Annotated in this window: 18 protein-coding genes; 6 read left to right on the top strand and 12 right to left on the bottom strand. The window is 53.3% G+C overall.

Translation table 11 applies throughout. The annotated features are described in order from the left end of the window. Window positions 1–136: 136 nt before the first annotated feature. Window positions 137–634 carry a c-type cytochrome gene (locus L103DPR2_RS01990; protein ID WP_055359519.1) on the top strand — a complete coding sequence of 166 codons (498 nt, stop codon included), beginning with the start codon at window positions 137–139 and terminating at the stop codon, window positions 632–634. A gap of 60 nt (window positions 635–694) precedes the next feature. On the opposite strand, the gene L103DPR2_RS01985 is transcribed toward L103DPR2_RS01990, so the two are convergent. The 12 genes from L103DPR2_RS01985 to L103DPR2_RS01930 all read right to left on the bottom strand — a co-directional run bounded on the left by L103DPR2_RS01985 (window position 695) and on the right by L103DPR2_RS01930 (window position 9,944). Further along, complete coding sequence (locus tag L103DPR2_RS01985; protein WP_055359518.1) at window positions 695–1,240, bottom strand: DUF2946 family protein; 546 nt, start codon at window positions 1,238–1,240, stop codon at window positions 695–697. A gap of 9 nt (window positions 1,241–1,249) precedes the next feature. Then, window positions 1,250–2,236 carry a YheT family hydrolase gene (locus tag L103DPR2_RS01980; protein WP_055359517.1) on the bottom strand — a complete coding sequence of 329 codons (987 nt, stop codon included), beginning with the start codon at window positions 2,234–2,236 and terminating at the stop codon, window positions 1,250–1,252. 17 nt (window positions 2,237–2,253) lie between these two features. Beyond that, entirely contained in the window at window positions 2,254–2,703 is a 450-nt protein-coding gene (locus tag L103DPR2_RS01975) for a YybH family protein (RefSeq protein WP_055359516.1), read from the bottom strand. A gap of 73 nt (window positions 2,704–2,776) precedes the next feature. Then, entirely contained in the window at window positions 2,777–3,193 is a 417-nt protein-coding gene (locus tag L103DPR2_RS01970) for a F0F1 ATP synthase subunit epsilon (protein ID WP_055359515.1), read from the bottom strand. Between the two features lie 34 nt (window positions 3,194–3,227). Then, a complete protein-coding gene (atpD, locus tag L103DPR2_RS01965) occupies window positions 3,228–4,631 on the bottom strand; it encodes a F0F1 ATP synthase subunit beta (RefSeq protein WP_055359514.1) in 1,404 nt (467 codons plus the stop codon). 35 nt (window positions 4,632–4,666) lie between these two features. Then, complete coding sequence (gene atpG, locus L103DPR2_RS01960) at window positions 4,667–5,551, bottom strand: F0F1 ATP synthase subunit gamma (RefSeq protein ID WP_055359513.1); 885 nt, start codon at window positions 5,549–5,551, stop codon at window positions 4,667–4,669. 27 nt (window positions 5,552–5,578) lie between these two features. After that, window positions 5,579–7,132, bottom strand: coding sequence for a F0F1 ATP synthase subunit alpha (gene atpA / locus L103DPR2_RS01955; protein ID WP_055359512.1), 1,554 nt, complete (start codon window positions 7,130–7,132; stop codon window positions 5,579–5,581). Window positions 7,133–7,176: 44 nt separating this feature from the next. Further along, the gene (locus L103DPR2_RS01950) at window positions 7,177–7,707 is read right to left on the bottom strand and encodes a F0F1 ATP synthase subunit delta (protein ID WP_055359511.1); all 531 of its coding nucleotides are present in this window, start codon (window positions 7,705–7,707) and stop codon (window positions 7,177–7,179) included. A gap of 23 nt (window positions 7,708–7,730) precedes the next feature. After that, the gene (locus L103DPR2_RS01945) at window positions 7,731–8,201 is read right to left on the bottom strand and encodes a F0F1 ATP synthase subunit B (RefSeq protein ID WP_055359510.1); all 471 of its coding nucleotides are present in this window, start codon (window positions 8,199–8,201) and stop codon (window positions 7,731–7,733) included. 31 nt (window positions 8,202–8,232) lie between these two features. After that, window positions 8,233–8,481 carry a F0F1 ATP synthase subunit C gene (gene atpE, locus L103DPR2_RS01940; RefSeq protein WP_055359509.1) on the bottom strand — a complete coding sequence of 83 codons (249 nt, stop codon included), beginning with the start codon at window positions 8,479–8,481 and terminating at the stop codon, window positions 8,233–8,235. Window positions 8,482–8,542: 61 nt separating this feature from the next. Then, window positions 8,543–9,388, bottom strand: coding sequence for a F0F1 ATP synthase subunit A (atpB, locus tag L103DPR2_RS01935; RefSeq protein WP_055359508.1), 846 nt, complete (start codon window positions 9,386–9,388; stop codon window positions 8,543–8,545). 49 nt (window positions 9,389–9,437) lie between these two features. After that, window positions 9,438–9,944, bottom strand: coding sequence for an ATP synthase subunit I (locus L103DPR2_RS01930; protein WP_055359507.1), 507 nt, complete (start codon window positions 9,942–9,944; stop codon window positions 9,438–9,440). A gap of 171 nt (window positions 9,945–10,115) precedes the next feature. On the opposite strand from L103DPR2_RS01930, the gene L103DPR2_RS01925 reads away from it, so the two are divergent. From L103DPR2_RS01925 to L103DPR2_RS01905, 5 genes are read left to right on the top strand one after another with little or no spacing between them, the layout of a single operon-like run. Beyond that, a complete protein-coding gene (locus L103DPR2_RS01925) occupies window positions 10,116–10,562 on the top strand; it encodes a CopD family protein (RefSeq protein ID WP_055359506.1) in 447 nt (148 codons plus the stop codon). A gap of 22 nt (window positions 10,563–10,584) precedes the next feature. After that, a complete protein-coding gene (locus tag L103DPR2_RS01920; protein ID WP_055359505.1) occupies window positions 10,585–10,884 on the top strand; it encodes a YbeD family protein in 300 nt (99 codons plus the stop codon). Between the two features lie 20 nt (window positions 10,885–10,904). After that, window positions 10,905–11,573: a lipoyl(octanoyl) transferase LipB gene (gene lipB / locus L103DPR2_RS01915; RefSeq protein ID WP_055359504.1), complete on the top strand. Its 669-nt coding sequence runs from the start codon at window positions 10,905–10,907 to the stop codon at window positions 11,571–11,573. A 38-nt stretch (window positions 11,574–11,611) separates the two neighbouring features. Further along, window positions 11,612–12,613 carry a lipoyl synthase gene (gene lipA / locus L103DPR2_RS01910; protein WP_055359503.1) on the top strand — a complete coding sequence of 334 codons (1,002 nt, stop codon included), beginning with the start codon at window positions 11,612–11,614 and terminating at the stop codon, window positions 12,611–12,613. Continuing rightward, window positions 12,610–13,497 (top strand): DMT family transporter, encoded by an 888-nt coding sequence (locus L103DPR2_RS01905; protein WP_055359502.1) that lies wholly within the window; start codon window positions 12,610–12,612, stop codon window positions 13,495–13,497. The genes lipA and L103DPR2_RS01905 overlap by 4 nt, the downstream gene beginning before the upstream one ends. Window positions 13,498–13,520 lie beyond the last annotated feature (23 nt).

The following is a 13,520-nucleotide window of genomic DNA, read 5'->3' as shown; positions in this document are numbered from 1 at the left end:
CTAGGAATGGTGTTTGCGACAATTATGGCATGGGGACTTCTCTCGCAGACGTCGCCCCACCATGCGGTCACCCCGCGGTTATAATTTCTGCTCTATTTAGCACCCCCAAACATCGCACAGAATTTCTGAGGACGCCATGAGCACGAACAGTCACGACAGCCATTCCGGCAATTCCAAAATCTCTAAATCAGACCTTTGGTTGATCATTGCCTGCGCTGCAATCATCATCTTTGCTTATTTCGACCTCAGCAAAACCACTGTGACCTACAGCAATGCCGAACGCGACGTCGCCGAGCGGATTCAAAAAGTGGGCGCCGTTCAATTCCGTGATGCAGCCAAAGCCGCTCGTCCTGGCGAAGATGTCTACAAAGCTCAGTGCTCCGCTTGTCATGCTTCAGGCGCGGCAGGTGCACCTAAATTTGGCGATGTGGCCGCTTGGGCTCCTCGCATCAAAAACACCTTCGAGTCTTTGGTGAATTCCGCACTCAAAGGCAAAGGTGCCATGAGCGCACAAGCTGGCGGCGAATTCAGCGACTTGGAAATTGCACGTGCTGTGGCCTACATGGCTTCACAAGCTGGCGGCAAATTCAAAGAGCCAGAAGCACCGGCACCTGCTGCTGAAGAAAAGAAGTAATTCTCTGATCTGGCATGGCTGAAAAGCCTACGCCTTTCAAACAAAACCGCTCGATGCAAATCAGAGCGGTTTTTTCTTGTCTGTTGCTGGGCTGATTCTGAAAGCAAACGTCGTTTGCAAGTTGGCAGCGTCTGTTGTCTCGAGTTGCCACAAGCCTTGCTCAAGGCCCTCTGCGGCTTTGCCCACGTCCAAGGTATGAAGCAGGCCAAAGCCCATCGACGTGTTGAAGTACACGCGGCCTTCTTCGTCCGTATAGCAAGCCTGAACCTGCGCCGTTTGACCTGTTTGGGCCATCAATTGAAAGTCATCTGACAAACGCCAAACCAAAGGCGTCAAAGCCAACTCGACGTAAACTCGTTGAGGGCCATTCTGGAAAAACCAAGCACCTTGCGCATCGGGTGCGTAATTTCGATGGATGAATTCAATCAACTTCTCGTGCCGAAGCAGTGAGCCCTTGGCCCCTTTTGCACCACTTTGAAAACTGCCACTGGCTTGTGCCGCATCGTCTCGAAGGTACCAATGACCTCGCTCGTCCAGCCCCAACCAGCCATAGCAATCTGGCACATTGGGCCATTTGGCCATGGCTTGTTTGACTAAGTCATCCATTGCGCTCACTCATTTCAAATGCTGCAACAGCCACGCACCCACCGCTTGCGGCATGGCCTTCAAATGGCCGGGCAGAGACCCCTTTGCAAATCCAACATGACCGCCATGTTGAGGTTGCCACAATTCTACGTAAGTACTGACTTTCTGTCGTGTCGGCAAACTGTATGCAGGCACGAAGGGATCGTTCACTGCATTCAATGCCAAAGCCGGTACTGCAATGTGCGACATCACGGGCAATGCAGAAGCTTTGAGCCAGTAATCGTCGGTGTTCTGAAAGCCATGCAATGGCGCCGTGAACACATTGTCGAACTCATACAAATCTTTGGACGCTAACAACTTTTGGGGATCAAACAAGCCTGGGTGTTGTTTCAATTTGGCTATGGCTTTGGGTTTCATGGTGCGCAGAAACATGCGCGTGTAAACCTGTCGATTGAAACCTTCGCCGATGGCTTTGCCACTGGCCGTTAAATCCAAGGGGGCGCAAATGGACGCAACGGCTTTCACCACAGATTGCGCGCTTTGTCCTTGTTCACCCGCCCATCGCATCAATGCATTGCCTCCCAAGGACACACCCGCCGCAAGTACGCCAGGTCGCTGATTCATGTCAGCTTGTTGCTTGAACTTTCGCAAGAAAAAATCGATCTCTTCGTGATCGCCAGAATGATAGGCTCGTGGGCCCAAGTTCAAGCTGCCACTGCATCCCCTGAAGTGAGGCACAGCCAAGTCGCATTGGTGGTGTTGCGCCCAATCAGCAAACGCTTGCGCGTAGTGACTGCCAGATGATCCTTCTAGGCCATGAAACAAAACCAGCAAAGGTTTGGCCACATCTGCCCTTGCAGATTCACAAAAATCCACATCCACAAAATCTTGGTCGGGGGTGGTCCATCTTTCGCGGCGCCAGACTGCAGGTGCATGCGCATAACGGCGTGAATAGAGCGCCGGCCAAATGGTTTGCAAATGGCCGCCAGGCAGCCACCACGGTGATGCGTATTGCATTAACGGTTTCTCAACACTCAGTGCAAAACCGATGGGCTTGACGACATTTCTTGGGGTGCATGCGGCGTGCCGGGGCTTGCATGGTGCGCAACCATTCGCCAGCCTTGTGGTGTCTTGTGATACACGTTGGTGGCAATCACGTACGCCGTTTGCGGGCCGTCGGCACCCAACACTTCGACCCGCTCTATCAAGTGATGCATGGCGCTGGCCAACGCATCAACTTTGTGAATATTTTCGGGATGCGCTTGAACGGTGCCATTGGCGAACATGGCTTCAAATGTGGCGCGAATGGCACCTGCACCGACAAGCCGAGGTCCGCCTGGGTGGACACACACAATTTCTTCTTCATCGGCCCAGCAAGACATCAGCCGTTCAATGTCGCCTTGTCGGAGGGCATCATAGAAAGTGGCTTCCACATCATCAGGATTGCCACCCAAGGTGGCTGCTCGAAGTTTAGCTTTGCGCATGGTGTCCTTGAAAACAAAAAACCCGGCGTGCGCCGGGTTTCAGAAAACGATCAGCGTGTTGAACGCCATCATTTTATTTTTTAGTGCGGAACTTGCGCAAGGCTGCCAGCTGGGCAGCAAAAACTGCCAACTCGCTTTGCGCACGCGCCATGTCGATTTCGGACTTGGCATTGCGAAGGGCATCCTCTGCAGCGGCTTTGGCTGCATTGGCTTTTTCTTCGTCCAAGTCTTTACCGCGAATCGCAGTGTCTGACAACACAGTCACGTGGTCGGGTTGCACTTCCAAAACACCGCCAGCCACGAAGACGAACTCTTCGGTGCCATCGGTTTTTTCGATGCGAACGGAACCAGCCTTGATGCGTGAGATCAACGGTGTGTGACGGGGATAAATGCCCAACTCGCCGGCTTCACCAGGCAAGGCCACGAAACGGGCTTCACCTGAGAAGATGGACTCTTCGGCACTGACCACATCAACGCGGAGGGTGTTCATAGTGTGTTCCTTGAAAAGGGTTTACAAAAATGGCTTACGCCATTTTCTTGGCCTTTTCGAAGGCTTCGTCAATGGTACCCACCATGTAGAACGCTTGCTCTGGCAAGTGATCGCACTCGCCAGCCACAATCATTTTGAAACCGCGGATGGTTTCGGCCAATGTCACGTACTTGCCGGGTGAGCCTGTGAAGACTTCAGCAACGTGGAAAGGCTGAGACAAGAAACGTTGAATCTTACGGGCACGGGCCACAGCCAACTTGTCTTCTGGTGCCAAGTCGTCCATACCCATAATCGCAATGATGTCGCGCAGTTCGCGATAACGCTGCAGTGTGCCTTGAACAGCGCGCGCTGTTTCGTAGTGGTCCACGCCCACGACCAAAGGATCGAGCTGACGGCTTGTAGAGTCCAAAGGATCCACAGCAGGGTAGATACCCAAAGAGGCGATGTCACGAGACAACACCACGGTGGAGTCCAAGTGAGCAAACGTTGTGGCAGGTGACGGGTCGGTCAAGTCATCGGCTGGCACGTAAACGGCTTGGATGGAAGTGATGGAGCCCACTTTGGTGGAAGTAATACGCTCTTGCAAACGGCCCATTTCTTCGGCCAGTGTAGGCTGATAACCCACAGCAGAAGGCATACGACCCAACAAGGCGGACACTTCGGTACCGGCCAATGTGTAACGGTAGATGTTGTCCACGAAGAACAACACGTCTTTGCCTTCGTCACGGAAAGATTCCGCAATGGTCAAACCTGTGAGGGCCACGCGCAAACGGTTACCTGGGGGTTCGTTCATCTGACCGTAAACCATCGCCACTTTGGACTCAGGCAAGTTTTCCAGATTCACCACACCAGAGTCAGCCATCTCGTGATAGAAGTCATTACCTTCACGTGTACGCTCACCCACACCTGCGAACACGGACAAGCCGCTGTGCGCTTTAGCGATGTTGTTGATCAACTCCATCATGTTCACGGTTTTGCCCACACCGGCACCACCGAACAGACCCACTTTACCGCCCTTGGCGAATGGGCAAACCAAGTCAATCACCTTGATGCCGGTTTCCAGCAATTCTTGTGAAGGGCTCAATTCGTCATAAGCAGGGGCCTTACGGTGAATAGACGCTGTGAGTTCTTGGCTGACAGGACCGCGCTCGTCGATGGGCGTGCCGAGCACGTCCATGATGCGGCCCAATGTGGCCTTGCCAACTGGCACTGTGATGGGGTTGCCCGTGTTGGACACCATCAAGCCGCGGCGCAGACCGTCGGATGAACCCAGCGCAATGGTACGCACCACGCCGTCACCGAGTTGCTGCTGCACTTCCAATGTCAAGGCAGAGCCTTCCATTTTCAGGGCATCATAAATCTTGGGCATTTGATCGCGTGGAAATTCCACGTCAACCACGGCGCCAATACATTGAACAATTTTTCCTTGGGCTTGCATTTTTCGCTCCAATAATTTGAATTAGCTGAACTGTCTTAACCGCTGATCGCCGCAGCGCCAGAAACGATTTCGGACAATTCTTTCGTGATGGCTGCTTGACGAGTTTTGTTGTAAACGAGTTTGAGCTCGCCAATCACATTACCCGCGTTGTCTGTTGCAGCTTTCATGGCGACCATGCGAGCAGCGTGCTCGGAGGCCATGTTTTCTGCAACAGCTTGGTAAACCAAAGCTTCCGCATAACGAACCAACAGGTCGTCAATGACGGCTTGTGCATCGGGTTCGTACAAATAGTCCCAACCATGATGCGAACCAGCGGCCTGGGTTTCAGCTTCCATCTTGTCTGCTGACAAAGGCAGCAACTGATCGATGGTGGGCTGTTGGGCCATGGTGCTGATGAACTTGTTGTAGCAAAGGTAAACCGCGCTCAACTCACCATTGGCATACGCATCGAGCATCACCTTGACGGGGCCGATGAGTTTTTCCAAATGGGGTTTGTCGCCCAAGTGCGTCACTTGTGACACCACTTTGGCACCCACGCGGTTCAGGAAACCCAAACCTTTGCTACCGATGGCCACTGCTTGCGCAGTTTTGCCAGCGGCTTGTGTGTCACGCAACTGTGCAGTGACTGCGCGCAACAAGTTGGTGTTCAAACCGCCGCACAAACCTTTGTCAGTGGTGACCACAATGAAGCCAACGGCTTTGCCGTCGGAGTGCTTCATGTAAGCGTGCACATACTCAGGGTTGGCCTTGCCGAGATTGGTCGCGATGGCGCGAATTTTCTCAGCGTAAGGACGTGCCGTGCGCATGCGCTCCTGCGCCTTGCGCATTTTGGAGACAGAAATCATCTCCATCGCTTTGGTGATCTTCTTGGTGTTTTCCACCGATTTGATCTTGGTGCGTAGTTCCTTGCCCGATGCCATCAGAGGCTCCTTTTGGTCAGGTAGAAATTAAGCAAAAGTTTTCTTGAATGCAGCAACAGCAGCGTTCAACTCGGCTTCGGCGTCTTTGTCCAAAGCTTTGGTCTCTTCGATCTTGGCCAACAAAGCGGCACATTTATCTTTGAGGTACGCGTGCAAACCGCTTTCGAAGGACAGAATTTTCTTCACGTCCACGTCGTCCATGAAACCTTTGTTGACGGCGAACAAAGAAGCACCCATCAAGCTGATGGATTGTGGGCTGTACTGCGCCTGCTTCAAGAGTTCTGTCACGCGGGCACCGCGGTCGAGTTGTTTGCGTGTGGATTCGTCCAAGTCAGAAGCGAACTGCGCGAACGCAGCCAATTCACGGTACTGCGCCAAGTCGGTACGGATACCGCCAGACTGACCCTTGATGACTTTGGTTTGAGCCGAGCTACCCACGCGAGACACAGAAATACCAGCGTTAATCGCGGGACGAATACCAGCGTTGAACAGTGATGTTTCCAAGAAGATCTGGCCGTCGGTAATCGAAATCACGTTGGTTGGCACGAAGGCAGACACGTCGCCGGCTTGCGTCTCAATGATTGGCAAAGCTGTGAGCGAACCTGTTTTGCCTTTGACAGCGCCTTTGGTGAAAGCTTCGACGTAGTCGGCATTCACGCGGGCTGCACGCTCGAGCAAACGGCTGTGGAGATAGAACACGTCGCCAGGGTAAGCTTCGCGGCCTGGTGGACGGCGCAAAAGCAATGACACTTGACGGTAAGCCACAGCTTGCTTGGACAGATCGTCATAAACGATCAATGCGTCTTCGCCGCGGTCGCGGAAGTACTCGCCCATGGTGCAACCAGAGTAGGCTGACACGTATTGCATCGCTGCAGATTCAGAAGCGGAGGCAGCCACCACGATGGTGTAAGCCATGGCGCCAGCTTGTTCCAACGCGCGAACCACGTTCTTGATGGAAGAAGCTTTTTGACCAATCGCCACGTACACGCAGGTCATGTTCTGACCTTTTTGGTTGATGATGGCGTCGATGGCCACAGCTGTTTTACCAGTCTGACGGTCACCAATGATCAATTCACGCTGACCACGGCCCACGGGCACCATGGAGTCAATGGACTTCAAGCCAGTTTGCATTGGCTGGTCAACTGATTTACGAGCGATCACACCAGGCGCAACCTTTTCGATCACGTCGGTCATCTTGGCGTTGATGGGGCCTTTGCCGTCAATCGGCTGACCCAAAGCGTTGACCACACGGCCAATCAGCTCGGGACCCACGGGCACTTCCAAAATGCGGCCTGTACATTTGACAGTGTCGCCTTCAGAGATGTGCTCGTACTCACCCAAAATCACGGCGCCGACAGAGTCACGCTCCAAGTTCAAAGCCAAACCGAAGGTGGCAACACCTGCGGCAGTAGCGGGGAACTCAAGCATCTCGCCTTGCATCACGTCTGACAAACCGTGCACGCGCACGATACCGTCAGTCACGGACACCACAGTGCCTTGGTTGCGGATGTCTGCATCAGAAGACAAACCTTGGATTCGGCTCTTGATCAGCTCAGAAATTTCTGCTGGATTGAGTTGCATGACTCTTTCCTTCTTTCTTTAAATAGATCCGGACTCTCGCTGCCTTAAGCAGTGAGGGCCACTTTCATTTGTTCCAGACGGGCCTTGACGGAGGTATCTAACACTTCGTCCCCAACGACCACGCGCACGCCACCAATCAGTGACGCATCGACCTCAACGCTGACGTTGAGTTTGCGGCCAAAACGCTTTTCCAGTGTTCCAGACAGATCAGCCAAAGCGGCTGCATCAATGGGGAAAGCACTGTGAACGATCGCATCGGCGGTGCCACCTTGTGCATTTTTAAGTGCGCGAAATTGGCTGGCAATTTCGGGCAATGCACTAAGACGGCGGTTTTCAATGGCCAAACGCAAGAAGTTTTGACCTGCTGCTGGCAACGCGGTTTTCACGACACCAGAAATCAGATCGAACACTTGCGCGTCGGTCACCTTGGGGTTTTCAGAGAATTGCAACAGTTGCGAGTTGCTCGCAACTGCGGCAAGCTCGTCGAGCCAAGCTGCAGTACCCGCAAGGTCGGCCGATTGCGCTTTGAAAAGCGCATCAGCGTAAGGGCGGGCGATGGTTGCAAGTTCTGCCATGGTCTTCTCGGACTGATAAAGGATTACAGCTCGGTCTTCAGACGGTTCAACAGATCAGCATGAACACCCGCATTGACTTCCTTGCGGAGAATCTGCTCGGCGCCCTTCACAGCCAATGCCGCAACTTGCTCGCGCAAAGTTTCACGGGCATTCACCGTTTGTTGCTCTGCTTCAGCTTTCGCTGCAGCAATGATCTTGTTGCCTTCTTCAGTGGCACGGGCTTTGGCTTCTTCGATGATCGTCAAAGCACGGCGCTCGGCGTCAGCCAAGCGAGAAGCCGTTTCGTTGCGTGAGGTGGCCAATTCAGCTTCCACGCGCTGGTTTGCAGCAGCGAGTTCTGATTTGGCTTTGTCAGCAGCGGCGAGGCCGTCGGCGATTTTTTGAGCTCGTTCATCCAATGCGGCTGCAAGGGGTGGCCACACGAATTTCATCGTGAACCAAACCAGAATTGCAAAAACAATGGCTTGAACAAACAGGGTTGCATTGATACTCACGGCAACACCTTTCTTTTGGTTGTTGCAGGAATTACTTCAGAACAAACGGATTCGCGAAAGCGAACATCATGGCGATACCAACGCCAATCAGGAAAGCCGCGTCGATCAAACCAGCCAACAAGAACATTTTGGTTTGAAGTTCGTTCATCAACTCAGGTTGACGAGCAGCTGCTTCGAGGTATTTGCTGCCCATGATGCCGATACCGATACAAGCGCCAATCGCGCCCATGCCGATGATGAGACCAGCTGCCAAAGCGACGTAACCGAGAACGTGTTCCATTTAATTGCTCCTATGGATGATGATGGAAAGGTTGAGAAAAAACTAAACTAAATTGTGACGCTTAGTGAGCGTCGTGCGCTTGACCGATGTAGACCAAAGTCAACATCATGAAAATGAAAGCTTGCAAAGCCACGATCAAGATATGGAAGATGGCCCAAATGGAGCCAGCGATCACGTGACCGATAGGCATCAAGATGCCAGTCAATGACATGGCGGCTGTACCACCCATCAAAGCGATCAACATGAAAATCAGTTCGCCGGCATACATGTTGCCGAACAGTCGCATGCCGTGAGACACGGTTTTGGCGACGAATTCAATCATTTGGAACACAAAGTTGAAGGGCCACAAAATGGGGTGCGCACCAAAGGGCGCTGTGGTCAACTCATGGAACCAACCGCCCAAGCCCTTGATTTTGATGTTGTAGTAAATACAAATCAGCAAAACCGACACAGACATGCCCAAAGTGCTGGACAAATCGGCTGTAGGCACAACGCGGAAATAATGAATGCTGTGGTCAACGCCAGTCCACTCGAACACTTTGTGGAACAAGTCAACAGGCAAGAAGTCCATTGAGTTGAGCAAGAAGATCCAGACAAAAACGGTCAGGGCCAAAGGCGATACCAATTTGCGGCTTTGCGCGTTGTGGATGATGCCCTTGGCTTGGGAGTCGACCATTTCGAACAAAATCTCAACAGCAGCCTGGAAACGACCAGGAACGCCAGAAGTGGCCTTGCTGGCAGCCTTCCAAAGCAAAAAGCTGCCCAAAACACCCAACAAAATACCCCAGAAGATGGAGTCGATGTTGAAGACTGAAAAGTCAATCACACCTGCCATCGGCTTGTTTTGCAGATGGGTCAGGTGGTGGCCAATGTATTCACCGGCGCTGGGAGCGTTTGCAGCTGACATTCTCTAGGCTCTTTAAAAATTTACTTTAACTTTTCAACTTGGGCACAACTTAGACAACTGGGTGAAACACTTTGCGCCAGGCAAACACCACCCAATAAACCTTCATCGTCACCACCAGGCCCACCAACATGGCAGGCCAACTCAAATCTTTGACCAGCCAGACCGCCGCATAAAGCATGGCGATCGTGAGACCAATCTTGACCAATTCCCACAGCAAAAACCCAAAAACCGCAGTTCCTGAATTCACGGTGGTGGCTTTGCTGGTTAAACCCCGCGCGAACAACGCTGCTGGGACCACCACCGCCAAACCCCCGTAAGCTGCTGACCATGCTGCCGAAACCCGCCCCGTGAAGAGCCAAGTTAGAGCCGCAACGGCCGAACCCACCACTATTTGCGCCAGAACCACACGCCAAATAGAGAGTAGCGGTTGCTGAAGGCGCAATTCCTGCACTTCTTCAGCGGTAAGCGGCTTGAAGTCTTGGGTGTCCGCATTGTCATACGCATCGTATGAACTTGGGGCACCAAGGACTTGGCCGTTGTCGCGCGCTGTCTTCATTGGGCAAATCTTGTGGCGGGATTGTCTGTCTGTATGTTTACACACAGGTTACAGAAATATCCCAAGGTTCCGCAAAGCTCACGATTATAGGTGAAAACCCATATGGCTAAAAAAGGCCACAATGGAAGTTGGCAAATTCTTCTCAATTGCGCTCCAACCGGGATTCCTTTCATGTACGAACTCATTAAATTTAGCCACCTGGCCGCAGGTGTTGTTTGGCTTGGCGGCATGGCCGCCATGATTTGGGCCGTGCGACCTGCAGCCATTGCGATGTTCGAACCACCATTGCGTTTGCCGTTTCTGGCAATGGCCATGGGTCGGTTTTTCAAAGTGGTGGCCGCTTGCGTCTTCATTTTGATTTTGACGGGAAGTGCCATGTTGGTTGGGGTTGACATGAAACTGGCGCCCAAGGGTTGGCATGCCATGTTGGGCATCGGCACCCTCATGTGCCTCATCTTTGGGCACATTTATGCCGTGCCTTTTCGGAAAATGAAATTGGCCCTGGCGCAAGAGGACCTGCCTTCGGCGGCGTCACAATTGGCCAAAATACACCCCCTGATGATTTTGAATTTCGCACTCGGCTGGCTGGCCGTAGGTGCCGTGGTCATTTGGCGATAAACGTTTTTTACAATCCAATCCTATGAGCGCATCTCTTACGCCCCCCTTCAAAGAAGATCCACGCAAGGAGTCGCTGATCGAGTACCCCTGCGACTTTCCCATCAAGGTCATGGGCGCTCGTGTTGATGGGTTTGCAGAAGCCATGGCGCAAGTGGCTCAGCAATTTGACCCCAGCTTCAACCCTGCCACCATCGAAATGCGGCCCAGCAAAGCGGGCAACTACCTGAGCGTGACTTTGACCATCAGGGCCACCAGCCGAGAACAACTCGACAACATGTACCGCGCCTTGACCAGCCACCCCATGGTCAAGGTGGCACTTTAAAGCCTGAGTCGTCAAGCAAGATGTTGGTCAAACGTTCAGGGCTGGTCGCTTATTTAGAGGCCTACCAGGCCATGCAAGAATTCACAGCGCAAAGAAGCTCAGAGACTGCCGATGAGCTCTGGCTTTGCGAGCACCCGCCCGTCTTCACACAAGGTTTGGCCGGCTTGGCAGGTCATGTGCTGCATGCGGGCGACATCCCTGTCATTGCCACCAACCGCGGTGGCCAAGTCACGTATCACGGCCCAGGCCAGGTCATGGCCTATCCCATGGTCAACTTGCAACGCGCCGGCTACTTCGTCAAAGAATATGTGTACCGCCTTGAAGAGGCCGTCATTCGAACCTTGGCGCATTTCGGCGTCACGGGTCACCGAGTGGCCAACGCACCCGGCATTTACGTTCGCTTGGCAGATCCTTTTGCGCACACCGCACTCACAGGACCTGCCAACCCAGGCGACCCCTTCAAAGGCCTTGGAAAAATCAGCGCCTTGGGCATCAAAGTCAGTCGACAATGCACCTACCACGGGCTGGCCTTGAACGTGAGAATGGACCTCGAACCCTTCCAACGCATCAATCCTTGCGGCTATGCTGGATTGCAAACCGTGGACCTTTTTACAATGGGGGTGAATACAACTTGGGAAGAAGCGGCTGATGTGTTGGCGTTCAAACTCACGCCCCTGCTATCGCCCTGAGCCGACGACAACCGAGCCCCCGACCCTGAAAGAATGTGATGACCAAAGATACCGACGCCGCACGCAACGTTGTGCGTGAGGCGCAAACTGTCGAAAACTACGACGCCACAGCCAAGCAAAAAGCGGCGGCCAAGCTGTCTCGCATTCCCATCAAAGTTGAACCCGGTGAGGTGCTGAAAAAACCAGATTGGATTCGCGTCAAAGCAGGTTCACCCACCACACGTTTTTACGAAATCAAAGACATCCTTCGCAAAAACAAATTGGTCACGGTCTGTGAAGAAGCCAGTTGCCCGAACATCGGCGAATGCTTTGGCAAGGGCACGGCCACCTTCATGATCATGGGCGACAAATGCACGCGCCGCTGCCCCTTCTGCGATGTGGGCCATGGCCGCCCCGATCCGCTGGATGTGAACGAGCCTGCCAACTTGGCGCGCACCATTGCAGATTTGAAACTCAGCTATGTGGTGATCACCAGTGTGGACCGCGACGATCTGCGCGATGGCGGTGCCGGACACTTTGTCGATTGCATCCGCGAAACGCGCGCGCTGTCACCACTCACACAAATTGAAGTCCTGGTGCCCGACTTCCGCGGCCGTGACGATCGCGCTTTGGAAATTTTAAAAGCCGCTCCGCCCGATGTGATGAACCACAACTTGGAAACCGTGCCACGCTTGTACAAAGAAGTGCGCCCCGGCTCTGACTATCAGTTCTCACTGCAACTCTTGAAAAAGTTCAAAGCGCTCTTCCCCAACGTGCCAACCAAATCTGGTTTGATGGTGGGCTTGGGCGAAACCGATGAAGAAATTTTGGCTGTGATGCGCGAGATGCGCGAGCACAACATTGAAATGCTCACCTTAGGTCAGTACTTGGCACCGTCCAACAGCCACTTGCCAGTGAAGCGTTACGTTCATCCTGACACCTTCAAGATGTTTGAAGAGAAAGCCTATGAGATGGGCTTCAAGCATGCCGCCGTGGGCGCCATGGTGCGGTCAAGTTATCACGCCGACCAACAGGCGCATGTTGCGAGCTTGTCGCGTTGAAAACATCTGTTCGTGCAACTTGGCTAGCGCTAGGCGCTATTGCCTTGTGGGCTACCCTGGCCCCTGTCGGCGTTCGCTTGTCACACTTACCGCCCTTTCTCACGGCGGGCTGCGCCTTGCTCATCGGCAGTTTGGTGGCGCTGCCTTGGTCAGGTTTTAAATGGCGCTTGGCCATCGTGCCCGCCTCAAGCTTGCTCCTTGGCGTTTACGGTTTGTTTGGCTATCACTTTTTATTGTTCGTTGCATTTCGCACAGCGCCTGCAATTCAAGCCAACTTGGTCAACTACCTGTGGCCTTTGCTCATCGTGGTTCTGGCGCCGCTCTTCAACAAACACACTCAACTCAAACTGCGACAAGTGATCGCTGCGCTTGCCGGATTTGCTGGTGCAGCCTTGGTCATGACAGGCGGCAAAGCCATCAGCGCTGATTTCGATGTGGGCTATTTGGCGGCCTTGGCGTCTGCCTTCATTTGGGCTACCTACTCACTCATGACTCAACGTGTGAAAGCTTTCCACACAGCCGCCATCGGTACCTTCGGCTTGGTGTCCGGCTTGTTGTCACTGGTTTGCCATGCGGCACTCGAGACGCCCGTGACTTTGAGCACACAAGATGCAGGCCTTTTGGTTTGGATGGGACTTGGCCCTCTGGGTTTGGCGTTTTACCTGTGGGATGCCGCGCTGAAAAATGGCAATGCGCAGCACATTGGATTGCTCAGCTTCATCACACCTTTGGGCTCCACGGTCTTGTTACTGATAGACCGCCAAGAGGCGCTGACACCGGTGGTGGCCTTGGCGGGCTTGTTGATTGTGGGCGGTGCTTGGTTGGGTCGCAACACAGGGCCACAGGAAGCAGCCAACGATCCAAAGTTTGAAAGCTTGGGCTGAAACTTCAAGCTGAAAGCTTGGTT

The sequence above is a fragment of the Limnohabitans sp. 103DPR2 genome, assembly GCF_001412575.1.
In the GTDB taxonomy this organism is placed as follows: domain Bacteria; phylum Pseudomonadota; class Gammaproteobacteria; order Burkholderiales; family Burkholderiaceae_C; genus Limnohabitans_A.
The sequence above is the reverse complement of the archived record's forward strand: the minus strand, read 5'-3'. Positions and strand labels throughout refer to the sequence as shown.